This window comes from Mucilaginibacter puniceus, assembly GCF_054783175.1.
This window is the reverse complement of record NZ_BAAGRB010000001.1, coordinates 726,371-751,236: the sequence shown is the minus strand read 5'-3', so window position 1 is coordinate 751,236 and position 24,866 is coordinate 726,371. Positions and strand designations below refer to the sequence as shown.

Below are 24,866 nucleotides of genomic sequence, written 5' to 3'. Positions count from 1 at the left end.
TGCTGCTTACTGCAAACTGCTTACTCCCTTTGTGGGGGGAGAAGGATTCGAACCTTCGTAGCCGAAGCAACGGATTTACAGTCCGTCCCATTTGACCGCTCTGGTATCCCCCCAGGTTTTTATTTCGGATATCGGATTTAGAATTTCGAATTTAAAAAATCCGAAATCGAAAATTCGAATTTCGAAATCAAAACAGAGCCTCCTATCGGGATCGAACCAATGACCTACTGATTACAAGTCAGTTGCTCTACCAGCTGAGCTAAGGAGGCTTTTATTTTACCTTTTCTCTAAACTGATCCAAATGCAAGATCTTAGGAACTAACCGGCTAAATACGCCGACCGGTTGATAAGGTTAATATTTTTTATTTTAAAGAACCAACCTCTTTATGGAAAGAATAGCGTTACACACCTCTCCGAAAGGGATTGCAAATTTACAAATATTTAATGCCCTACAAAATTTTTTATCAAAAAAAATCGGCGGGTTTAAAACCCGCCGACCAGTGGTAAATTTTATATTGATTTTATATTTAAAATTCCTCTTCCTGGGCTGCTAAAACTGCTTTTTTAACTGCTTCAGCTGCAATCACTTTCTTGGTTTTATGCTTTTCAATTTGTTTACGCAGGCTCTCTACCGCTAAATCAGTGGCTTCTTCAAAAGTTTTGCATTGTTCTTTGGCAAATAACTGGTTGCCCGGCAGCATTATTTTTATTTCGGATATTTTATTAGCCTCGTCTTCTACGTTCTCCAGCTTTAAATAAACTTCGCCATTAATAATATGATCATAAAAGGTATCCAGCTTATCAACCTTTTTTTGAATAAACTCTAATAATCCCTTGTCTGCAGTGAAATGAATTGATTGCACAGTAATTTTCATGTTTCCTCCTTGTTACGCCTTTGGATGGGCTTGTTTATAAATAGACTTTAATCGTTCAACTGAATTATGGGTGTAAATTTGAGTAGCGCTCAAATTGGCGTGGCCCAGTAATTCTTTTATTGCATTTAAATCGGCACCGTTATTTAACAGGCTGGTGGCAAAGGTATGCCTTAAAACGTGCGGGCTTTTTTTATTTTGGGTTGATATGTATGATAGATATTTCTGCACCGTCAAATAAATTAGTTTGGGGTATGCGTCCGCTCCTTTATTTGTAACGAATAATGTTATTGATTTGTTATCAAAATTTTCACTTTTTTTTAACTCCAGGTATTTATTTATCAATAGCTTTAATTCGTTATTGAGTGGTATTATGCGTTGTTTGTTGCGCTTACCCAAAACCTTAATGGTGCCTTCGTATATATTAATGTCAGTTTCCTTTATTCCCAATAGTTCAGACAACCTCATGCCTGTGCCAAACAGCATTTCTACGATCAGCTTATCGCGCACGCCTTTAAAATCATCGGCAAACACCTCGCCATCATCAAGCATGCTTGTAAGTTTAGCATCCTCAACTACTACCGGTAAATTTTTTGGAATTTTAGGCGCGGTAATTTTTGATGCGGGGTTAACGGTGATCAGCCCATCCTGCAATAAAAATTTAAAGTACTTGCGCAGTGTGGCTATTTTACGGTTGACGGACCGCGCGGTAAGCTGCTGGTTCATCAACTCAACCATCCAGTTACGGATAAGGTAATGGGTGATTTGTGCCGGGTGCGTAACTGTTATTTCGGGATGATTCAGGAAATGCATAAACTGATCCAGGTCGGATTGGTATGCAGATACCGTATGCGGTGAGTATCGCTTTTCGAATTTAATATATTGGATAAAACGATCTAAAAACATAAAAACTATTTGTTCATCCCTTTAATAATGGAATGTACAAATAGTTTTTTATATGTTATCAGAAATTACTGAAATTCTTTTTTTACAAAGAATTAAACAGTAGCATCCAAGTTCATGTTCTGTTTGTAGATGGCATGTTTAATCTCATGGCGACGTGCTACGGATTTTTTCTCAAATGCCTGGCGACTGCGAAGTTCTCTTAAAACACCTGTTTTTTCAAATTTCTTCTTAAAGCGTTTTAGTGCCTTGTCTAATGATTCGCCGTCTTTTACGTTAATAATGATCATAATTTCCTACATACCTCCTTTCAGGGACGGCAAATGTACGTATAATGTTTTGATTTACAAACAGGTTTTTGAATTAGATATATAGGCTTTGTCACTTATCAACTTATCCAGGAAGCTAGTGTCGAGAATGGCTCCCATTTTCCGTTAACTTTTTTGTAGACGGTTACCGTACCCGAACCGCATAACCAACCACAACCATATCCGCAATAAAACAAACAATACGTATCATTCCTAAAAAATATGGGTACACTAAAATTGTATATCCTATCAACACCTTTATTACTGAAGTAGGTCCATCCATCAAACATTTTGTCGGTTTTACTCTTGTCAAAAACCTTTTTCACACTATCCGCAGTAATTAATTGAGCATCTAAAACCAAGCGTTCCTGCCAGGTATGTTTTTGCATTTTTTCAATTTCAGCGTTGATATAGGCTCTCTCCTCTGCAGTTATTTTCATCGAATCAGCTAAAATTGGTTCAAAACGGGCTTTAAGCGGCAATGGATGCATTTTATAGGTGTCTTGTCTCGAAACCCGGCTTTTATTCCCGGCATTATCTATATATATTAAACTATCAGTACTCCTACCATAAACAATACCATTTTTATTGGCTTGCATAGCTTCACGCAAATAAGTGATACCCTCGCCCACAACATCTTGATAAACACGCCTAACTTTTGGCCGAGGGTCTTTTGGTAAATTATAACGAACAAGCATTTCGCTCACAGATATGCTATCCGCAATATCTTGTGCTATGATTATTTCATTGATAAACGCTTTAGCTTTTGGATCATTTTGAGCGTTAACCTGATAAACTACCAGGCAAATTATAAAAACGATGAAGATGGATTTCATATTTGAGATTTAGGTTATCTAAATATAACAAAAATCTAAATACATATATTGCATTAAATGAGCATCCAAATAAAAGAAATCAATGTGGATATATAATGACAATGATCATTAATTTCTATGCCTTAAATTTAGCCTTATAGCCCTCGCGTAATACATTTACCAGTAACTCCAGCTTAACAGGTTTCGATACATAATTATTCATTCCTGCAGCATAACATTCGTCGCGGTCCTCGGGCATGGCATTGGCTGTCATAGCCACTATATAGGGCTGATCAATATTCTCCATTTGACGTATGCGGCGCGTGGTCTCCAACCCATCCAACTCAGGCATTTGTATATCCATTAATATAATATCGTACATCTTTTTATCCAACTCGTTTAGCACTTCCTGGCCATTATTAACCAAAGTGGCTTCGAAGCCTAATTTCTCTAAAATTCGCATAATGAGTTTTTGATTGATCAGGTTATCTTCGGCTACCAGTATAGTTGACGGGTTTTCTGTAGCAAAATCAAGAGATAACACCGATGTAGTTTGTAATCCATTGTTGGCCATGTATTGTTTATGCTTAAACTCGTTTTGTATGGCCATGCTTAGGTGGTGCTGCTTAACCGGTTTAGTTAGCGTAGCAGCAAATAAGTTAGGATAATTTTTTTGCGTTTCGTTACCTACCGAGCTTAGCAGAATAACCGGCAATTGCGGATACAACTTTTTAACTACACGGGTAAAGGCAAGGCCGTCCATTTCGGGCATTTGCATATCGGTAATTATCATATCAAATACTTTCCCCGTTTTTAAAAGCTCCAGCGCTTCGGCTGCCGAGTGTGCTGAAACAGCATGCAGCTTCCATACTTCTAACTGCGATTTTAATACTTTTAGGTTAGTTTCATTATCATCTACTATTAGTATGTTCTTGTCTTTAATATCCGGAAGCGTGGATGCCTCCAAACGGTCGTGATGCAAAGCCTCGCATTTTATAGTAAACTTAAACGTTGTGCCTTTATGCTCTTCGCTTTCAACCGTAATTGCACCGCCCATTAATTGGATAAGGCGTTTACTAATGGCTAAGCCTAAACCGGTACCGCCATATTTACGCGTTATTGACGAATCTACCTGGGTAAACGCTTGAAACAATTGCGATAATTTTTCGGGAGGTATACCTACCCCGGTATCGGCTACTTCAAAGGCCAGGTCAAGCGTGTTTCCATCTTGTGCAGCTAACGTAACATTTAAAAAAACCTCGCCTTCGTGCGTAAACTTGATGGCATTGCTTATCAGGTTAATGAGTATTTGCCGCAGACGCATACCATCAGCAATTAGCAGTGTTGGTAAACGATGGTCTATTTGATATATTAAATCTACGTTGGTCTCGGCAGTTTTCCGGGCAAACAGGTCAAATACTTCTTCAACACATACCCTTAATTCAAACTCATGCGGGTCAAGATCCATTTTTCCTGATTCGATCTTTGAGAAGTCGAGAATCCCATTAATAACATTTAATAAAGCCTCGCCGCTGTGGATAATAGTTTCGGCATATTCATGCTGCTCTTCGTTAAGTTTAGTTTCGCCAAGTAACGCTGCCATACCAATAACACCATTCATTGGGGTACGTATTTCATGGCTCATGGTGGCTAAAAATATACTTTTGGCTTTGTTTGCCTGCTCTGCATCTAACCGCGCCTGCTCTGCATCGGCACGGGCTTTTTCTTCTTGCAAACGCTGTTCATATAACTCTTCATTTAAGGCTTGCAGTTCTTCGGTTTGATTTATTAATTCACCGTTCAGTGTTTTCAAATCTTCTGCCTGATTAAGTACCTCTTGCGTACGTTGTGTCACCTCTTTTTCAAGCGCCAATTTTTGAGCCCTGATATTTCTTAACCTATAATTGTATATAATATACAAAACTAAAATACCTGCTAATGCTACCAATAACTTAAACCACCAGGTTAACCAAAAAGGCGGTGTTATTATAATCTGGATAGAAGTACCCTTCTCGTTCCAAACACCATCATTATTGGCGGCTTTAACCTTAAATGTATATTCACCGGGGTTAAGATTAGTGTAGGTGGCCCTGTGGTGATTGCCTACGTAGTTCCAGTCATTTTCAAAGCCTTCCAAAATATAGGCATACGTATTATCTTCCGGCACCGTATAATCTAATGCGGCAAACTCAAATGTAAATATGGATTGTTTATAATTTAAGGTAATACTGCGCGTATCGCTAATTGATTGCTTTAACGGGGAGTTATCAGCCCCTGCAAATACCGGTTTATTAAACAATTCAAAACCTGTTATAATAACAGGAGGAATATTTTTATTTTCGGTTATAGACTCGGGGGTAAAAGAGTTAAAGCCATTTATACCTCCAACATAGATTTCGCCATTAGTTGATCTAAAAGCTGCATTTATTCTAAACTCATGATCCTGCAGCCCATTTTTTAATGTGTAATTTTTAACCGTGTACTTTTCGGTATCAAAACAGCTTAATCCCATATTTGTGGTTAACCACATATAATTTTCATCGCCCCTAACCATCCCATTAATAGTATTATTTGCCAGCCCTTGTTCAGTTGTATAGGATATAAATTGCTTTTTTTCAGGTATATATTTGTTTAATCCCCCGCCGGTACCCACCCATATGTTCCCTTTTTTATCGCTATTAATACAAAAAATAATATTATTTGAAAGGTTACTGTTAGCCTTATTGAGGCGGCTAATAGTGCGTGTTGCGGTATGGTAAATGCTAATCCCGGTATTATAAGTACCAATCCATATATCCCCATTCTTGTCTTCAAAAAAGCAACGTATTACATCGCTGCTTATGGTTTGATTATTATTAAGTTCGCTCCTTATTTGTGTAATTTTTTTCATTGACGGGTCAAGTATATTAATACCTCCCCCATTAGTACCTATCCACAAATTATTTTTGCTATCTTCCATTAAGGCAAACACGCTTTCGTTTGATAACTGATTTGCACGGCTGCCTTTTGCAAAATGGGTAAATGAGTTTTTGCTAATATCAAACAGATCTAATCCCCCGCCATAGAAGCCTATCCATAGCCGGTTACCTGTTTTGCTTTTTAACAGGGTAAGTATACTGTTAGCCGATATTCCGTTCCTGGCTTTTTCATTATAATTATAATGCCGAAATGTATTGCTTTCTTTGTTAAATAAATTTAATCCGCCGCCGCCGCCATCTGTCCCTACCCATATATTCCCGTTATCCGCGTCTGCAAATGATGTTACCTCTTTACCTGACAATCCCCTTTCATCGCCATACAAATAACGATATAGTTTAAATAAAAGCAAGCTTTTATCATACTTGCTTATACCAGCCGAAGTGGCCGACACCCACAGGGTACCTAAATTATCAACCAATATAGCCCTTACCGATTCTCCGCTTAAACTGGTATTATCAGCAGGAGAGTTTTTATAGGTGGTAAATGTATTATTACGGGTATTATAAAAATCAAGCCCATTTTCAGTACCGATCCAAAAATTTCCGGCCCCGGTGGGTGCGATAACATGAATTTTATTATCGCTTATGCTTAATGCGTCTCCCTTTTTATTTACATGGTGATTAAATATACCGCTGCGGGGGTCAAGCATATCCACCCCCCCATCATCAGTTCCAATCAAAAGTTTTCCATTTCCTGCATCGGCCAAAGCCTTAATATAGTTGCCACCTATGCTATTATTATTACTACTATGATAATAGTTTGTAAACTTTTGGGTTTTAGGGTTAAAAAGGTTTAAACCATTATTTGTGCCTACCCATAAACGGTTCAGGCTATCTTTTAAAATAACAGTTACACGGGTATAGCTTAGGCTGCCTGGTTTACCGTCTGCTATATAGCGTACAACTTTATTTGTTTTGGGATCTAAAAGGTTAAGGTTTATAAAGGTACCAACCCATATATTACCATTATCGCCCTCGTGTATGGCGTTAATACTGGCATTAGAAAGCGTATTGGGATTAGCGGGGTCATTATAATAATTTATAAAAGTATCATTAGTACGATTGTACCTGCTTAACCCTTCTTTAGTTCCTATCCATAAGTTACCTGCCTTATCTTCGTAAAGTGCACTTATTGTATTACCTGCTAAACTATTTTTATCATTTAAATTCTTTCGGTAAATTGTAAAACGGTAACCATCATATTTATTTAACCCATCTTCGGTGCCAAACCACATAAAACCATACTTATCCTTTAGAATACAGGTAACCGTACTTTGCGATAGCCCGTCTTCGGTGTTTAGATGAGTAAATTTTACGTTTTTATTGCCGGATAAGCCTTGCGCATATAAATTTTTGCAGCAAAATAAAGCCAACATCAAGCATATTAGCAGCAATGGTTTAATAATGTCTTTAAAAAATGGGCGCATTTTTTCTGATTTATGACTGGCCGAACCTGTTAGCGATATACTGGCTGATTTATTATCCATTTAAGGAAATTGGCAATGATTTGTTTACGAAAACAACATCAAATATGTTTTATGATCATAAAACATATTATTCACAACTTGCACCACGTGTATTTAATTGGTTTTTAATGGCTATTGTAAATATATTAATATATATGTATTAGTTTATTAATATTATACAATAATTTAATCATGGGTAATCTGTACAAATACAAAACATTCTTCCAAAAAGTTCGTTTTGATGTCATTATATTTATAGCCAAAACACATCAACCTTAATGCCTGGTCAATCAATAACATCCTATAATAATTACCTTAACGGCGGCGGAGAGATGGGCGAGTTAACCCGGTCATTTGATTGGTCAAAAACAGCTATAGGCACCCCTGATATCTGGCCGCAAAGCCTTTTAACTACCATTAGTACTCTTTTAAACTCACGCTTCCCCATGTTTTTATGGTGGGGCCCGGAGTTAATACAATTTTATAATGATGCCTACCGCCCAAGCTTAGGTAACGATGGGAAGCACCCCAAAGCTTTAGGGCAACGCGGCGAAGAATGCTGGCCCGAGATATGGCCGGTAATAAAACCGTTAATTGATCAGGTACTAACCACCGGCGAACCAACCTGGAGCGAAAATCAGCTTATACCCATATATCGTAACAATAAATTGGAAGATGTATATTGGACATTTAGCTATAGCAGGGTTATTGATGAAGCAGGCAAAGCAGCGGGTGTATTGGTTATTTGTACCGAAACTACGGCCCAGGTGCAATCATTTAACGCATTACAGGATGCCAAAAAGGAATTGGAATTTGCCATTGAATCTGCCGAATTAGGCACGTGGGACCTTAACCCAAAAACTAACCATTTTATTGGCAACCACCGGTTAAAATCATGGTTTGGCGTTGACCAGCAACATGAAGTAGACCTGAAAGATGCGCTTGAAGTTATTATTGAAGAAGACCGTGTGAAGGTAACCGATGCTATACTTAAGGCCCTTGAAAAAGGATCGGACGGTAATTATAGCGTGGTTTATACCATTCAAAATCCAAAAGATAAAATTAAACGCATAGTAGCGGCAAAAGGTAAGGCCATGTTTGATAATGAGGGCAACCCAACACGCTTTAGTGGTATTTTAGAAGATGTTACTGAAGATTACCAGTTACAATTACGTAAAGATGAGTTTATAAGTGTTGCCAGTCATGAGCTTAAAACTCCAATTACTTCTATAAGCGCATCTATGCAGATATTGCAGAAGTTTACTAAAACCGAGGACCTGCCTGATAATGTATCATTATTTATAAATAAGGCCAGTAATAATTTAAACAAGTTGGTGCATTTGTTAGATGACCTGTTAAACGTTACCAAAATACAACAGGGCCAGTTGGCACTAAATAAAACCAGCTTTAACCTTACCGAACTAATTAAAGATTGCTGCGAACATATACATACGGACGGCAGCCATGAGTTTATCATTACCGGAGCTGATTTTTTATTGGTTGATGCCGATTACAGGCGCATTGACCAGGTGATGGTAAACCTATTGAATAACGCGGTTAAATATTCGCCGCAGGCTAAAAAAGTGGAGATAAATATCACCAGTGATGAGGATAACGTTACGGTATCAGTACGTGATTTTGGTATAGGCATTAACCCTGATAAATTACCGCATTTGTTTGACCGCTATTACCGTGTGGATGCTTTGGGGCATCAATTTTCGGGATTAGGCTTGGGGCTGTATATTAGTGCCGAAATTATATCCCGCCATGGCGGTAAAATTGGAGCAGAAAGCACTTTGGGTGATGGCAGTACCTTTTGGTTCACTTTGCCGACAGCGTAACATTCAACTTCTCCACGCGTCATTGCGAGGAATGACGGAAAGTGTTTTAATATTCCGCCAGTATAATAACATTATCATTAATTGGCTCAATACGCTCGCGGCCGTGTAGGAAGCCCAGGCCAACTACAAATGAGAAACCGGATACAATGCCACCCATTTCCTGTATCAGGTCGCTGGCGGCCGTTACAGTACCTCCGGTAGCTAATAAATCATCGTGTATCAGTATATGCTGGCCAGGCTCAAAGGCATCGGTATGCATTTCAATAACGGCGGTACCGTATTCTAATTTGTAGGCCCGTTGCTTAATGGTAAAAGGCAACTTACCCGCTTTACGCACAGGTACAAAAGGCACACCCAATTTGGTAGCTAGGGTCAACCCAAATAAAAACCCGCGGCTCTCTACCCCTGCTACCACGTCAACACGGGTATACTTTAGTTTTTCTACAAAAGCATTTAAAATATTCTCGCATAAAACGGGGTCTTTCAGTATAGGTGTAATATCCTTAAAAACTATACCCGGTTTCGGGAAATCAGGGATATCACGTACTGATGCTTTAATTTGCTCTTCTATCATTTTAAAAAACTATATACGGTTCAATTTTACGCAAAATAACCTCATCAAGTATCACAATATTTCGCATATCGTCAATACTACTATAATTGCCGTGTTGGTTACGGTATTGTATAATGGCATTGGTTTGTTTATTGGTAAGATATGGAAAGCGCCTTAACCCTTCAAAATCCACCTGGTTAATTTTTATTTTGGTGATCAGGGCCGGGTTTATACTCACCTGATCTTTGATATGGTTATATTTTTCCTCGTCCAGGCCATATATTTCTTTTAACTGCCCCTTATTTAAAAATCCACCCAAACGCTTGCGATATTCCAGTATCCGCTGGGCAAAGGCCGGACCAATACCATTAATGCGGGTAAGTTTGGCCGAGTCGGCACTGTTCAATTCAACAATTATATTGGGCTTATTGGTGTATCCCTCGGGAATATCAATATAGGGTGCTAGCCGCTTATAATCATCAGGAGTAATAGCGTATATTTTCTGTACATCCTGCTTTTTATAAAACCGCCCACCTTTGGCTTCGTAATTTTTAATGGTGTTGATCTGTTTTTCGCTTAACCCTAGTTGCTGCCATTTTTCGGCAGGCAGGTTATTAGGATCAAATTTGAATAATACCGGGTTGGCTATTTTTTCTTCGGAGAGGTTGTTACCCTTGCCTGAATTAAGCAAAGCTACCGCTTTATCAAAATCTTTAAAATCTGTCGGGGTTTCTTTATGGAAGTATTGGTAGATGTAGGGTGCCGCTAAAATCAACAAGATCAGTACAAGCAACACTACCATCCCGTTCCATTCCTTTTTGGTAACGGACAGATAACTTTTTATTACTTTGGTTGCCTGCTTCAAATCAACCGTTAAAATAGGAAATTAGTACTTAATATTAAATTTCTTCAATATCAAACTCAATAACCATAGCGGGCTTATCAGCAAAAATTTAAAATCCCAAAACAGCATGGGCTTTTTGCCTTCCAGCTTATAGCCTATTAGTTGCAGGATGTTGGCCGCAACAAAAAGAATAATACATACCTGCGGTAATATCATACCACCGGCATGCTGCCAATATTCCAGTTGTATAATAAAGTAGCTAAATGCAAATACAACCAGCAACATTAAATAAGATAATATGGGTGATAACCGCTGGTAATAATAAATGCTAAAGGCAATTACAAACGAGCCCCAGTTTAAATAACCGTTGTATTTGCCTAAAAACCCCAAATGCGGAAAAGGCAATGACCATACAAACGCCAATATGCTAAATGAAATAACGGGAATACAGATATAATTAATAACCCTGTTTACCGGGTTGGTATGGTACTCATTGTATTTATCAAAGTAAACATCAATGGGGCGCTGGGGTGTGGCTGGTGCTTTCATGGTATGAAAAAAAGCGATGGCTTAAGCCATCGCTTTACAAATATAGGTTACTATATAATTACTTAGCAAACGCTACCGAACGGGTTTCCCTGATTACGGTAACTTTGATCTGGCCCGGATAGGTCATTTCAGTTTGTATACGGTTAGATATATCGGCTGCTAACACTTCCGATTGCGCGTCGCTTATCTTTTCGCTTTCTACAACCACACGTAGCTCGCGGCCTGCCTGTATAGCGAATGTTTTTTCAACACCAGGGTATGACATGGCCAGTTCTTCCAGTTCTTTCAAACGTTTAATGTAGCTCTCCACCACCTCGCGGCGTGCGCCCGGGCGTGCACCTGATATCGCATCACAAACCTGTATGATTGGTGATAACATCGAGGTCATCTCTACCTCGTCGTGGTGGGCGCCAATGGCGTTACAAACTTCAGGGTGCTCTTTATATTTTTCGGCCAGTTGCATACCTAAAATAGCGTGTGGCAGTTCCGGGTTATCATCAGGCACTTTACCAATATCATGCAGTAAGCCGGCACGTTTAGCCAGTTTTACGTTAAGTCCTAACTCGGCAGCCATAGTAGCGCAAAAGTTAGCTACCTCGCGCGAGTGTTGTAATAGGTTCTGCCCGTATGATGAACGGTAGCGCATACGGCCAACCATGCGTATCAGTTCCGGGTGCAGGCCGTTAATACCTAAGTCTATCACGGTACGCTCGCCTATCTCAACAATCTCTTCTTCTATCTGCTTCTTGGTTTTAGCAACTATCTCTTCAATACGTGCCGGGTGAATACGGCCATCGGTTACCAAACGGTGCATAGCCAAACGGGCTATCTCGCGCCTTACCGGGTCAAAGCCCGATAGGATAATGGCTTCCGGTGTATCATCCACAATAATTTCAATACCGGTAGCTGCTTCCAGCGCGCGGATATTACGTCCCTCGCGCCCAATGATACGGCCCTTTATCTCATCATTTTCGATGTTGAAAATAGATACCGTATTCTCAATAGCACTTTCGGTAGCGGTACGCTGGATGGTTTGAATAACGATCTTTTTAGCCTCTTTGGTAGCGGTCAGTTTAGCCTCGTCAACAATATCCTTGATCTGAATCATGGCTTTGCTGCGGGCTTCTTCGCGCAGGTTATCTATCAGCTGGTTCTTGGCATCTTCGGCAGATAAGCCGGCAATGGTTTCCAGTTGTTGTACGTGCTGGTTTTTTAACACTTCAACCTCTTCCTGCTTTTTAACAGCAATTTCGGTTTGGCGCTCCAGGTTTTTACGAACGTTGTCTATTTCGGCTTCCTTACGGGTAAAGTTCTCTATACGCTGGTTTAATGACTGCTCCTTTTGCTTAATACCATTCTCGCGTTGAAGCACTTCATTATTGCGGCTATTTATTTCCTGCTCATGCTCGGCTTTCATTTGTAAAAAGCGTTCTTTAGCTTCCAGCAACTTATTTTTTCTTAATATCTCGGCGTCGTTCTCGGCATCTTTAAGAATCTTTTTTACCTTATTTTGTGCCGATGCTTCCTGGTCTTTAAAGAGTTTTTTAAGGAGGAAACGCCCTATGACGATTCCGCTGGGGATACCTATCAGTAGCCCTATTATGATGTAAAGTATATTCATTATTTTAGGTTATATAAATAAAAAAACCGCAACTAAATTTCACGCTCATTATTGTAAAACTTCTTTTTCAGATTATTGGACCAGGTTACCGTTAAATGCAAGCAAGTAACGCATACCCTATTTCTTGTCCGCCTGATATTGAAGCGTTAAGTTTTTAATAGTGAACATAAAATTTAACCACGGTTAAATCTTAATTGGCTCTGATATATAAGAACGTATTACTTCGAGAAAAACTCGGTCAGTAAATGATCTAACTGATAAACCTTTTCGGCCACGTCCGAATCCTCGACCGTAACTCTTTTTTCTGCTTTTAATGACGATGTGGCGTAATGCAACACACTCATTGCCAGCAAATCCTGCTTATCCCTTACCGCATAATTTTCCTGGTACTCTTTTATGCGGTCGTTAATCAATTTAGCTGCCCTACGTATTATTTCTTCCTCCTCCATGTTCACCTTTAACGGGTAAACTCTGTCAGCAATATTTATTTTTATTGAGATTTCTCCCATTTGAGCTTGTTCACTTTATGTATTATTTTTTTAATAATACAATGCACTTATCTATTTCTTGCACAAAGTCGTTAATTTTTTGCTTTATGTCAAGACTTTTTTCATTTGTTTCTGAAAACGACTTAGCCAGCTTCAATACATTCATCTTTTCGTCCAACTCTTTGTTCTTATTTTTACTCGCATCAAGCGCTGCCATTAACGACTGGTTCTCGAGTTTTAATAAATCGTTTTCCTCTTGCAATGCCGAGCAAAGTTCGATCAACCTTCCGGCTTTATCGATCACATTGTTTAACTGCGAAGCTACTTGAGACATTACTTATTTGTGATTTATTGAACGAGTGAATTTATTAATTTTTATTTAAATAATTACTTCCTTATTTCCGCCCCCGCTTCTTTGCTCAAATTATAAATAAGCTTTTGCATAATGCTATCAATTGCTTTGTCGGTCAGTGTCTTCTCGCTGTCCTGCAAAATAAAACTTAACGCGTATGACTTTTTACCTACAGGTAGTTTATCGCCCTCGTACACATCAAACACATCTACATCCTGCAATAGCTTACGCTCGGTTTTTTGGGCTATTTGCTTTAGCTGGCTAAACGATACGGATTTATCAATCAGCATAGAAAGGTCGCGCCTCACAGCCGGGAACTTAGATACTTCCTGGTAAACTATCTTATTTTTCTTGGCGATGGTAATCAACTGGTCGAAACTGAAATCGGCATAAAAAACTTCTTTATCTACATCCGCTTTTTTTAAAGCTGCTGCGGCCACCTTACCAAATTTAACCAGCGTTTTGTTATTGCGGTTATAGTTGAGGCCGTAAGCCATTTTTTTGCAGGTGCAATCCTCAATCACCACATCGGTAATGTTTAGGCGCTGCAATATATTGTCGACAATAGCCTTTAGATTATAAAATGATGCCGACTGTGCCTTTTGGTTCCATTGGGCGGTAACTGATGCACCACTCATAAATATCGCGAAGCGCTGGCTCTCGTTATATTTATCGTCCTGAATTTTGTAAACCTTACCAAATTCATAAAACTTAATATCTGAGTTTTGGCGGTTTTGGTTGTAGGCAATCGCTTCCAAACCCGAATACAGCATAGTTTGACGCATAACATCCAGGTCAGAGCTTAGCGGGTTCAATATTTTAACCGCGGTATCTAAATTATCTGAATAAGCCGATTTGGTTAACGAGTTGGATAATATCTCGTTAAATCCATTAGCGGTTAACAGATCAGATAGCATGTTTTGAACCGTATCTTTCTCCGGCCTTGGCGACGCGCTTAACGACGCCCTTACCTGCGTTGGAATATGGATATTGTTATAGCCATAAATACGCAGGATATCTTCGATCACATCCACCTCGCGGGTTACATCTACACGGTAAGGTGGTACTTTCAGCGTTAAACCTTCGGCAGTTTCATTCACTACCTGTATATCCAAAGCCTTAACAATGCTTTTTATTTCTTCGTGAGGGATATTCTGACCAATTAAGCGTAAAGTGTTTTTATACGACAGTTCCACATCAAACGGTGCAACCGGGTTTGGATATAGGTCGACTATATTTGATGATACCGAACCGCCTGCCACCTGCTGAATTAACAAAGCCGCGCGCTTTAAAGCAAACACCGTCATATCCGGATCGGTACCGCGCTCAAAACGGAAAGACGCATCCGTTTTTAAACCGTGACGCTTGGAAGTTTTACGTACCGAAACCGAGTTAAAGTAAGCGCTCTCTAAAAATATATTTTTGGTTGAGGCTTTAACACCCGATTCCGCACCGCCAAATACACCGGCAATACACATGGGGTCGGTAGCGTTGCATATCATCAGGTCATCGGCAGATAGCTTACGCTCAACATCATCCAGCGTTTTAAATACCGTGCCTTCGGCGCAGTTTTTCACGATGACTTTATTGCCTTTAATAGCATCTGCATCAAAAGCGTGCAACGGCTGGCCCAACTCGTGCAATACATAGTTGGTCACATCCACAATATTATTGATAGCACGCACACCAATAACCGCCAAACGCTCTTTTAACCATTGCGGTGATTCCTTTACTTCAACACCTGATATCGTTAATCCTGAATAACGTGGACTAGCCTGCTCATTCTCTACCACTACCTCAATAGGCAAATTGGTATTATCCACTTTAAAAGCAGAAACATCAGGTTTGGTGATACCTATTTTCAGGAAAGCGGCAATATCTCTGGCTGTACCTAAATGCGAAGTAGCATCGGCACGGTTGGGGGTTAAGCCAATTTCGTATTGATAATCGTCGTTCAGTTTAAAATATTCTTTTGCAGGGGTACCCACAACAGCGTGTTCATCCAACACCATAATACCCTCATGGCCGGTGCCTAAACCTATTTCGTCTTCGGCGCAAATCATCCCTTCAGATACCTCGCCGCGTATTTTTGATTTATTGATCTGGAAAGGTTCTCCCGAGGTTGGGTATACTGTAGTGCCTACGGTAGCTACTACCACCTTCTGGCCGGCATCAACATTAGCCGCGCCGCATACTACCTGCAAGTCTTCGGCACCGCCTACATCGACTTTGGTAATGCGCAGCCTGTCGGCATTGGGGTGTTGGGCAATTTCTTTAACATAGCCAATTACCAACCCCTCTAACCCACCGGGAACGGCTTGTACTTTCTCCAGGCTCTCTACCTCTAAACCGGTACCGGTTAATATGGTAGATATCTCCTGCGGAGTTTTATCAGTCTGTATAAATTCTTTAAGCCAATTGTATGATATCTTCATCAGATCGAAATGATAATCGGCAAAGATAGGATTTGGCGCGGAAAGCGGAAAGGATTAAGCTAAAAGTGGAAATCCCGGCGTTTCCACTTTTAGCAAAAGGGATAATTATTTTAAAAGGCGGATTACTTTACCAGTTAAAATTAAAGATGCACTATCAGAAAAACTATGCTCAAGCGTAGTAATATCAGGATTGGTCATTTTCAACTCACTACTACCCAGTACTTTTATATTGGCAAATTTAATTTGATTGTTGGAATTAACATTCAATCCACCTATATCATTTGAATTATCGCCAACTATGGCATTCATACTTTCCAGCTTGTTGTTTTTTAATTCAATTTGCGTTAAAGGGCCTGGGTTAACAGTCATTTTTTGCTGGTCAAATCCTATAACATCTATATCTCCTACATATTCATTAACTCTTTTGTTAGAATCATCTTCACCATTACTTTTCCAAATAAAAGCCTTAGTTATTACGCTATCTAACTGCGGGCAGGTTATTACAACACCACCGGAATAATAACTGTTTTGGCGCCCGCTTTCGCCGGTATAAGTTATCACTAAAGTTTTTCCATGCTTTGTGATCTTAACTATGTCTTTTAAGTCCTTCCTGATCCATAGTGAAAATTTAGGCCCTTTTTCAATAGAGGCATCAATTACATTGGCCGAAAGATGCTCAACATTACTAAAGTCTTTAATTGGTAATTGCTCCATGCCAAAAAATGGGTTTTTAAAATCACCTTTTAAATATTCAGCCTTTAATCCCGCGTCAAACACTACCAGGTAGGTTATAACTACTATGGTAACTACTACCAATAACTTACTACTTGTTTTCATTTTATGATAAGGTTTAGGTTGGATAATTTTTTGATTTATATTCTTCGTAACGCTTCTGCATTTCTTCAAAGCTGATATCTAACAGATACAAGCTTTTGAAAAAATCAGGCAGTTCCTGTTGTAAAAAGCGTTCCTTGCGCATACTCTTTATTTTTTTAATGGCATCTACAGCCACATAATGTCCCATACCACGTTTGTTAAATATGATCTCCTGGTTTTGTAAATGCTCGTAGGTACGCATTACCGTATTGGGGTTAACCTGCAACTCGCCTGCCATTTCGCGTACCGATGGTATTTTTTCATCGGGTTTCCACTTACCCAACATAATATGCTCGCTTATTCTATCGGCAATTTGCAGGTATATGGCCTCTTTTTCTTTGAAATTCATAGGCTTAAGCTTCTTTTTCTTTTAGTTTGAAATAAGTTGTAGTCCAAAATAATAAAACTACAAATACAAAAACTGTTAATCCGTAAGTATCAAATTTATCCGACGCTTGTATATTCCATCCTCCATAAGTACTATTTAGATCATAAATATATATTGGAGTAAAAGGCATAGCTGCACTAAACCTGGTATGAGCGGCAAAAAACATGTTTAAAACTAAACCATTTAAAAGCGCTAAGACACCAAGGCATAAAAAGAACACGATAGTTGTTTTAACAAAATGCAGCTTTTTAAAAAATACAGATCCCCAAAAAACAAACGCATGGAACAAGGTAAAACTCATGAATGCTATTGCCGGCTTTCTGCCTGTGGTTTCAAAAACATTGATCATTTTGCTTTCTTCCGGACTTTGATCTCCTAAACTCACCACAATATAGTCGGCCAAATAAAACGAAGCCAGGTATACTATCAAAAAAATAAAATAGGAATACAATAAGCCCACCAAAAATTTTTCGAAATGTGATGAAGGAAGCATTAAAGCGGGAATCACTTTACTTCTATCGCCCAGGTCGGCAAACATCATGCTGCCAAATATACTTCCAAAACCAGAGATAGTAAATACAAATAACATTATCTGGGCTCCCTCATCTAAATGCCATCTATTCATCATAGAGAAGAACAGCAATATTAAAAACATTACGCCAAATAGTACAGCTATTGATAAACCATAAGTTTTGCTGTGCTCAACCGTATGCTTTTTAAAAAGCATACTAAAACGTTTGATATCAAATGTATTATTCATGATTATTGGTTTAGGGTTTCGATCAATTGTTCATTATTGCTGATAATAGCGTTGAACAAAATTTCCATATCAACTTTGCTGTAACCATTATCAATATTAATAGTGATGGCTTGCAAGCCCAGGAATGTTGGCTCAGCATATAAATAGTCGGTAGTGTCGGCAGGTATGATGCCAAAGTTTACCTTTTCGGCAATTTGATCCATACCGGTATTCACTACAATTTTTTGATCGTGCAATACCAGTATGCTATCGATCAGGTTATCCAGGTCACGTACCTGGTGGGTTGATATAATAACACACCTGTCTTCGGTAAGCGATGAAGCTATTATTTTACGGAACTGTGCCTTTGAAGGGATATCCAATCCGTTGGTAGGCTCATCCATAATTAACAAGGAGGTATTGGTTGAAATGCCAAATGCTATGACCACCTTTTTTTGCTGGCCAAATGACAATTGCGTTAAGGGCTTATTGTCGGGCACATCAAACTCGGCCAGGATCTTGTTAAATTGCATATTATCAAAATTTGGATAGAAATGACCTGTGCTATCCGCAAACTGCCTGGCGCTGATGGCGGGCATGTAAATATCCTCGGGCACAAAAAATAGTTCCTGTAAAAAATCAGGCAAACGGTTTTTTGAAGTATAGCCATTCACTTTACAGGTGCCTGCAGTTGGGAATACCAATCCGGCTATGTTTTTAAGCAGGGTTGATTTACCCGCGCCGTTTTTACCCAGCAAACCATAAATATGCCCGGCTTTAAGCGAAAGGTTTAAATTTTGGAACAGCATTTTTTTGCCGTATCCGAAGGTTAGGTTGGAAATTTCTATCATAACAGTGTATTAGTTAAATAGTACACTACAAATATAGATAAGGTATTTAGAATTCAAAATTTATTTTAAAAAAAAGTTTGCTTGTGCACATTCATAACCTGCATATTAGTCACCGACTTGTGTATAGATCTCTCACTTTGTTCGAGATGACAAGGGGGTGAAGTGATGAAATTTGACTACAAAATCATGGTTTACATTTTTCAAGTACGTAAACCACTTAAACAATTGAATTTCAAATATTTAACCTAAAATAAAATGCGAAATGTGTTAAGTTGTGTAAACCCACTTTTAATTACGGCCGAAAGGCAGCGGGTCATTTTTATGATCGGGCTTTTTTAACTGTGCACGCAAACTTTTAAGACTTTGCGTTGGCCCTTCTGATGAGAAAAGATTAACCAACCAGGCAGGCGCATTACCTCCGGGATCAACCTGCAGGCTATATTCTATTTTGGTTTCACGGTCATTCAAAGGTATAAGCACCCATTTGCCAACTGACTTTTCTATACGTACCAGGTCCTTCTTTTTAGGCATATAATCAGATACTACCGGGCCATCAATAGTAACCACTTTAGTGTTTGGATTTTGAGTAGCTGTAAGATGTCCGACAAAATCGCGATTAACAATGGGCCAGGGCATGTTTAATACGGTATAGTAATATACTTCGGTAGGCGACACCTGTTTAAGTACAGTAGCCGATTTGGTTTTGTACGCCCATTCAGGCGAGCTTTTAATATCCAGTAAAACACCCACTATTTGATTTAACGGTGCCTGCATAACACACTCTAACTTTATGGCTTTGATCTTTGAATTGGGTATATCACTATTGTAAGATTTTATCCCATCCTTCTCACCCAAAAACTTCCAGGTGGTTTGTGCACGCACATACGATAGTTGAAAAAGCAGCCCCGATAATAAAAGAACCTTTGATAAACGAAATTGAAAAAACCGTACTGCCATCATCATAAACCTTACTAATATACACTTATAAGATGCAAAGGTTTAATTTCATCATCGTACTATCGCAAATTTACGCTGATAGTATAATTCATCGCGCTTAGCCTGTTTGGTTATATCGCGGTCAAAAACTTTGTTCAGGTTGTTGCCGGCAAGGTCCTCAAGTTTTGAGTTAACACGTAACGTGTAATCATCCTTTTGCCATGGTGCCGTTGGGGTAAAACTCCAAACGGTATCGTTGTCACTAATCCTAACCGCACCATTCACCACTGCTCCTTTGCTGTTTAAAATGACTATTGATTCTTGTAACAAATAATGATCTAACGGCTCATTCAATTTTATAACTAATGGGTTTTTTGTATCTGATGACGGCAAATTAATTCCCCATTTATTAATGTCAGGCTGTTGATCATCCCATGCACCGGCTACAAATTCCTTACTATATTCCTGCAAATTTAAACCACGGCTATCCTTCCATTTTGATGAAACTACCAGCCGATATTTGTCTGCTTTTTTTAGGGGATTGCCCCTCTCGCGGTTAAGCACCAATCCACGCTTAATACGCCCGGGATCAAGCCATAGGGTTAACACCTTACCCGTAGTATCCCAAAGCTCGGGTTGCAGATTAAGAAAAACATCGTGCAGGGTATCCTTACCATCCAGCAGTGTAATATGATCTATAGCGCTCCCGGTAAGCATGGGATGTGAAAATTGAAGGTAAAATTTTAAGTTATTTTCTGGCAAGGTATCGCCTTGCGGATAAATGGCTACGATCTTAGGCGCATCGTTAATATTACTTAACGGCACTTTTATCTCGCCTATATATTTACCTGCCTGTATAATTTTATAGGTTAGTCCCGGCGATGGTGGAATAACCGGTGTAAATAATATGGCGTCGCCGTCTTCGCTTAAAGTGCCTAATATATTTTGGTTGCCATCGGCTAATGTTACTTTTAAAGAAGATTCAATAGGGACGCCCGCTTCCACATGCAGCAAGTAAGATGGGATCAATATGCCTGTGGCATGGTTGTCTTTATCCCAGGCAAATGCAATTTTGTCGTGGTGACTATCGCAAGCGGGTAAAATTGCCAATAAAAAAAACACCAGGCTATACATTACGTATAGCCTGGTGTTAATGAAAAAATTTAAATTATATGTTTTTGCCATCAGATGTCCAAAGGTCCAGATCGCCGTTAGCTTTACGTTGTATAACTACAGCACGGCCATCATCCAGTTTATCTAACTGTAATACTTTTTCGTAAGGTAGTTTAATAAAATTGGTACCTGCGGTAGTAGCAACACGCTCGGTTAAAGTACCCTGGAAGCTTTTTATATCATCATAGCTTACCTTAACTGCAGGGCGGGCACTGTTAGCCATTACCAAATAGTTTTTATCTGATTTTAGCCAGATCATATCTGCCGGGGTGTTACCATTACCCATCTCGGCAATGGTACGGCCCTTAACATGTGCGCCTTGTTTTAACTCGTCCATAGGGAAAAGTACTAATGGTGTACAGGTATAACTGGCTACCATATAGTTTTTACCATCAATTGTAGTAGTCGAAAATGTACGGATTGGTGAGGTAGTTTCATACCTGCCGTGCGAAGCATGATACATCTCTAATGAGGCTATATCACCTGCTTTACCTGTAAACGGAAACGCGATAGTACGGAATGATGAGCTAAACTCTTTATTACTTAAACCGCTTAACATTAATTTACCATCGGCATAGGCCATGTCTGATATGGATGAAACACGGTTTCTGTCAGTAGCCGCATCATTTAATGCTACGGATGAAAAATCAACATCTTTTAATGAAACTGCTTTAATATTGCTGCTATTATCTACAGTAAGCAATACCGGCGTACCATCAGCACCTTTTACAGCGATGTATAATTTTTTTGAAACCGGGTTAACCGCCATATCAGTAATGGTGATGGTTTCTTTGGTAGTGCCCAATGCCGAAGCAATTTTGGCATCTATGCCTTGTATATCGTAAGGTTTGGCGGTAGCTTTTGCCGCGTCTTTAGTGTCAACCGCATATACTGCCGCACTTTGCGAATCGCCTATAAATAATACGCCGTTTGGCCCAAAGGTTAACGCCGTAATTGATTTTACTTCGGGACTGCCTTTTACAAAACCATAAGGAGCTGTTGGCTTAAGACTGATACCTGCAAACAATAGCACACCGGCCGTTGCTGCAGCAAGAAAAACATACGCTTTTTTCATTGTTTTATGATTTAATTAGCAAATAATTGGTTTATTACTATACAAACAAATATACCTTATGGTTGCCCGGAATACTCCATTTAATTTATTGACAACAAGAATGTTACATTAAATTTTATAATTCTATTTATTTTGATAACTCTTTTACAAAACCTGTTAGCAGTTTAAACACGCCATTATACCCATTCAAAGGCAAGGTTTTGCTGATGTCAAAAACATCATGATAGGCTTTTATTCCGCCCATGGTATACATATAAAATGCAGGTACACCTTTTTCGGTAAACCAATAATGGTCGCTGTTGGCCGCTTTGCCGCGCGAGCTTATTTTAGGCAAATACTTTCCTGATGTGTTAAGCTCCTTTAATAAATTAAACTCCTTTGGATAAACCGTGGCATTCACTACCATTATACCTTCATCACCCGTACCTAAAATATCCATATTAACCAGGAAACGGATATTTGATAAATTGATCAGCGGATGTTCTGAAAAATATTTTGATCCCAATAAACCTGCCTCCTCGCCCGAAAAGCCGATAAATACCATACTATAGGGCTGAGGGTTGGCCGCGTAATATTTAGCGAGGCTTAATAACTGGCTTACTCCACTGGCATTATCATTAGCACCAGGAAAGTAAGTATCAGTCCCCATACCCCCTAAATGATCATAATGCGCGGTAAATACAATAAACGAATCGGGTTTGGTAGTACCCCTCACCATTCCGCAGATGTTAGCTGTTTTAAAGTTATTAATGAGTTTATTTTCGATATTGACATTTATAGTCGAAGGTAACTCCTTAAGTGCTTTTTTATCAACCTGTATTATAGTATGATCTATTACCTCTTGATCAACAGACCATGTAAGTTTGTTTTTCAATTCGACTAATATTCTGTTCTCAGGATTTATAAAACTTATACTGTCGGCCTGACTTAATTTCCCTGTTGCCTTTACTCCCCTACTTGGCGGACCAACAATAAACTCACGCCCGGGCACTAAAGCCACGCCATTAATACTCACCTCCATTTTACCCGGGAAGGTATTAGCATTAAAGCTAAACTCCTGCATATAACTATTGCCGGCTAAGGGTTGCAAACCATAGCTTTTAAACTGGTCTGCAATAAAACGGCCTGCTTTGCCCATACCATCATTGGTGTAGCCGCGCCCCCAAAAGTACTGCGAGGTAAGCGTATCCACCATTCGCCGGACAAACAATGAATCCTGTGCCTGTGTTACACAAGCGTGTAACAATAAAAGCAGGGTGAGTTTAAATTTCATAACTATCAATTGCAAATTACTAATTTGGCTGTAAATGGTGATATTAATAAATACAGGTATTGTTTTATTGACCCTGGCGGGGATGGAGGCTTTCTCATGGGCCATACACAAATACCTTTTTCATGGGCCTTTGTGGTTTATCCATAAAACACATCACCAGCAAAGGCACGGCTGGCTGGAATTAAATGATATTTTTAGCCTACTCTTCGCCTCTATCGCTTTATACTTATTGTGGTTGGGGCATACTAATTTAGATTACCGCTTTTGGATAGGCACCGGGATAAGCCTATACGGCACCATCTATTTTATTTTTCATGATGGATTTATACATAATCGTTATAAATCATTTAAAAGCAATAACCGTTATTTAGCAGGGATACGCCGCGCGCATAAGATCCACCATAAATCAACCGATAAAAACCCGTCGGAAGAGTTTGGGTTGTTGGTGGCAAGCAGGAAGTGGTTTAAAAAAATGTAAATTTGCCCTCACCATGCTGCAAATACAACAAAACGTATCCCTTAAAAACTTTAACACATTTGGTGTTGAAGCCAGTGCCAAATATTTTGTGGAAATAAACCACGAAGATGAAGTGGTGGAGTTGTTTATGGATCCGCAATGGAAGCAAATGGAACTGCTGGTAATGGGTGGCGGCAGCAACATGCTGCTCATTAATGACTTTGATGGGCTGGTTATCCATATGAACATTCGTGGCTTTGAGCACCGCATAAACCATACCGAGGTCTTTGTTGAAGCAGGCGCCGGCGAGGTATGGAACGACCTGGTAAACTTTTGTGTGGCCCGCGAATATGCAGGTTTAGAAAATTTGAGCCTGATACCCGGCTCGGTAGGTGCATCGCCCATTCAAAACATTGGTGCTTATGGTGTGGAACTGCAGGATGTGTTTAATAGCTGCAAGGCATTTGAAATAGCCACCGGCACTTTTAAAACTTTTACCAAAGCCGACTGTAAATTTGGCTATCGCGAAAGTATATTTAAAAGCGAAGTAAAAGGTCAGTATATCATCACTTCGGTAAAATTCCAGCTGTCACTTATACCTAACCTTAATTTGCGCTACGGCGCTATTGAGCAGGAATTGTCTACAAGGGGTATAACCAACCCTACCCTTAAAGATGTATCACAGATTGTATCACATATACGTGTATCTAAACTACCCGACCCATCAACCATTGGCAACGCGGGGAGCTTTTTTAAAAACCCGGTAATTGCCCAAACCGAGTTTGAGCCGATAAAAGCAAAATTCCCGGGGATTGTAAATTACCCTGCCGGGGATGGCTATGTTAAACTGGCCGCCGGTTGGTTAATTGAGCAATGCGGCTGGAAAGGTAAAGTGGTGGGCAACACGGGCACATGGAAAAACCAGGCACTGGTTTTAGTGAACCACGGCGGTGCTACCGGACAAGAGATTTTTAACTTTTCGTCGCAAATCATAGACAGTGTGTACACTAAATTTGGCGTTACCCTACAACGTGAAGTGAATATTATTAATTAAATCTATTTTAGATAGGTTA

Annotated in this window: 23 protein-coding genes and 2 tRNA genes; 3 read left to right on the top strand and 22 right to left on the bottom strand. The window is 39.4% G+C overall.

Annotated features, from left to right (window positions below):
• Positions 1-32 precede the first annotated feature (32 nt).
• The 7 genes from ACYVJ6_RS03565 to ACYVJ6_RS03535 form a co-directional block, all read right to left on the bottom strand.
• Positions 33-113, bottom strand: a tRNA-Tyr gene (locus tag ACYVJ6_RS03565).
• Between the two features lie 83 nt (positions 114-196).
• Positions 197-269: transfer RNA gene (locus ACYVJ6_RS03560), tRNA-Thr, on the bottom strand.
• A 258-nt stretch (positions 270-527) separates the two neighbouring features.
• Complete coding sequence (gene hpf, locus ACYVJ6_RS03555; protein ID WP_460692652.1) at positions 528-875, bottom strand: ribosome hibernation-promoting factor, HPF/YfiA family; 348 nt, start codon at positions 873-875, stop codon at positions 528-530.
• 12 nt (positions 876-887) lie between these two features.
• Positions 888-1,778, bottom strand: a complete 891-nt coding sequence (locus ACYVJ6_RS03550; protein WP_460692651.1) for a tyrosine-type recombinase/integrase — start codon at positions 1,776-1,778, stop codon at positions 888-890.
• Positions 1,779-1,870: 92 nt separating this feature from the next.
• Positions 1,871-2,065 (bottom strand): 30S ribosomal protein S21, encoded by a 195-nt coding sequence (gene rpsU, locus ACYVJ6_RS03545; protein ID WP_460692650.1) that lies wholly within the window; start codon positions 2,063-2,065, stop codon positions 1,871-1,873.
• A 98-nt stretch (positions 2,066-2,163) separates the two neighbouring features.
• Complete coding sequence (locus ACYVJ6_RS03540; protein ID WP_460692649.1) at positions 2,164-2,919, bottom strand: hypothetical protein; 756 nt, start codon at positions 2,917-2,919, stop codon at positions 2,164-2,166.
• A gap of 115 nt (positions 2,920-3,034) precedes the next feature.
• Positions 3,035-7,363 (bottom strand): hybrid sensor histidine kinase/response regulator, encoded by a 4,329-nt coding sequence (locus ACYVJ6_RS03535; protein ID WP_460692648.1) that lies wholly within the window; start codon positions 7,361-7,363, stop codon positions 3,035-3,037.
• A gap of 257 nt (positions 7,364-7,620) precedes the next feature.
• Here ACYVJ6_RS03535 and ACYVJ6_RS03530 point away from each other — a divergent pair, with 257 nt between their 5' ends.
• The gene (locus tag ACYVJ6_RS03530; RefSeq protein ID WP_460692647.1) at positions 7,621-9,183 is read left to right on the top strand and encodes a PAS domain-containing sensor histidine kinase; all 1,563 of its coding nucleotides are present in this window, start codon (positions 7,621-7,623) and stop codon (positions 9,181-9,183) included.
• Positions 9,184-9,229: 46 nt separating this feature from the next.
• Here the strand turns inward: ACYVJ6_RS03530 and ACYVJ6_RS03525 are convergent, their stop codons facing one another.
• The 15 genes from ACYVJ6_RS03525 to ACYVJ6_RS03455 form a co-directional block, all read right to left on the bottom strand.
• Complete coding sequence (locus ACYVJ6_RS03525) at positions 9,230-9,757, bottom strand: adenine phosphoribosyltransferase (RefSeq protein WP_460692646.1); 528 nt, start codon at positions 9,755-9,757, stop codon at positions 9,230-9,232.
• Between the two features lies 1 nt (position 9,758).
• Positions 9,759-10,601, bottom strand: a complete 843-nt coding sequence (locus ACYVJ6_RS03520) for a ComEA family DNA-binding protein (protein ID WP_460692645.1) — start codon at positions 10,599-10,601, stop codon at positions 9,759-9,761.
• Between the two features lie 21 nt (positions 10,602-10,622).
• The gene (locus ACYVJ6_RS03515) at positions 10,623-11,129 is read right to left on the bottom strand and encodes an Mpo1 family 2-hydroxy fatty acid dioxygenase (RefSeq protein WP_460692644.1); all 507 of its coding nucleotides are present in this window, start codon (positions 11,127-11,129) and stop codon (positions 10,623-10,625) included.
• 58 nt (positions 11,130-11,187) lie between these two features.
• Complete coding sequence (gene rny, locus ACYVJ6_RS03510) at positions 11,188-12,750, bottom strand: ribonuclease Y (RefSeq protein ID WP_460692643.1); 1,563 nt, start codon at positions 12,748-12,750, stop codon at positions 11,188-11,190.
• A 218-nt stretch (positions 12,751-12,968) separates the two neighbouring features.
• Complete coding sequence (locus tag ACYVJ6_RS03505; RefSeq protein ID WP_460692642.1) at positions 12,969-13,259, bottom strand: cell division protein ZapA; 291 nt, start codon at positions 13,257-13,259, stop codon at positions 12,969-12,971.
• 22 nt (positions 13,260-13,281) lie between these two features.
• Positions 13,282-13,572, bottom strand: coding sequence for a hypothetical protein (locus ACYVJ6_RS03500; protein ID WP_460692641.1), 291 nt, complete (start codon positions 13,570-13,572; stop codon positions 13,282-13,284).
• A 53-nt stretch (positions 13,573-13,625) separates the two neighbouring features.
• A complete protein-coding gene (pheT, locus tag ACYVJ6_RS03495) occupies positions 13,626-16,025 on the bottom strand; it encodes a phenylalanine--tRNA ligase subunit beta (protein ID WP_460692640.1) in 2,400 nt (799 codons plus the stop codon).
• Positions 16,026-16,130: 105 nt separating this feature from the next.
• Positions 16,131-16,862 carry a hypothetical protein gene (locus tag ACYVJ6_RS03490; RefSeq protein ID WP_460692639.1) on the bottom strand — a complete coding sequence of 244 codons (732 nt, stop codon included), beginning with the start codon at positions 16,860-16,862 and terminating at the stop codon, positions 16,131-16,133.
• A gap of 13 nt (positions 16,863-16,875) precedes the next feature.
• On the bottom strand, positions 16,876-17,250 hold the full coding sequence (locus ACYVJ6_RS03485; protein WP_460692638.1) for a GntR family transcriptional regulator: 375 nt from the start codon (positions 17,248-17,250) through the stop codon (positions 16,876-16,878).
• Positions 17,251-17,254: 4 nt separating this feature from the next.
• Positions 17,255-18,049 carry a hypothetical protein gene (locus ACYVJ6_RS03480; protein WP_460692637.1) on the bottom strand — a complete coding sequence of 265 codons (795 nt, stop codon included), beginning with the start codon at positions 18,047-18,049 and terminating at the stop codon, positions 17,255-17,257.
• Positions 18,050-18,051: 2 nt separating this feature from the next.
• Positions 18,052-18,879: an ABC transporter ATP-binding protein gene (locus ACYVJ6_RS03475; protein WP_460692636.1), complete on the bottom strand. Its 828-nt coding sequence runs from the start codon at positions 18,877-18,879 to the stop codon at positions 18,052-18,054.
• Positions 18,880-19,167: 288 nt separating this feature from the next.
• The gene (locus ACYVJ6_RS03470; RefSeq protein WP_460692635.1) at positions 19,168-19,761 is read right to left on the bottom strand and encodes an START domain-containing protein; all 594 of its coding nucleotides are present in this window, start codon (positions 19,759-19,761) and stop codon (positions 19,168-19,170) included.
• A gap of 126 nt (positions 19,762-19,887) precedes the next feature.
• Positions 19,888-21,000, bottom strand: coding sequence for an Ig-like domain-containing domain (locus ACYVJ6_RS03465; protein WP_460692634.1), 1,113 nt, complete (start codon positions 20,998-21,000; stop codon positions 19,888-19,890).
• Entirely contained in the window at positions 20,984-22,063 is a 1,080-nt protein-coding gene (locus ACYVJ6_RS03460; RefSeq protein ID WP_460692633.1) for a hypothetical protein, read from the bottom strand. Before ACYVJ6_RS03460 ends, ACYVJ6_RS03465 begins: the two co-directional genes overlap by 17 nt.
• 127 nt (positions 22,064-22,190) lie before the next feature.
• Positions 22,191-23,336 carry a M28 family metallopeptidase gene (locus ACYVJ6_RS03455; RefSeq protein ID WP_460692632.1) on the bottom strand — a complete coding sequence of 382 codons (1,146 nt, stop codon included), beginning with the start codon at positions 23,334-23,336 and terminating at the stop codon, positions 22,191-22,193.
• Between the two features lie 34 nt (positions 23,337-23,370).
• Here ACYVJ6_RS03455 and ACYVJ6_RS03450 point away from each other — a divergent pair, with 34 nt between their 5' ends.
• Complete coding sequence (locus ACYVJ6_RS03450; RefSeq protein WP_460692631.1) at positions 23,371-23,814, top strand: sterol desaturase family protein; 444 nt, start codon at positions 23,371-23,373, stop codon at positions 23,812-23,814.
• A 13-nt stretch (positions 23,815-23,827) separates the two neighbouring features.
• Positions 23,828-24,847, top strand: coding sequence for a UDP-N-acetylmuramate dehydrogenase (gene murB / locus ACYVJ6_RS03445; protein ID WP_460692630.1), 1,020 nt, complete (start codon positions 23,828-23,830; stop codon positions 24,845-24,847).
• Positions 24,848-24,866 lie beyond the last annotated feature (19 nt).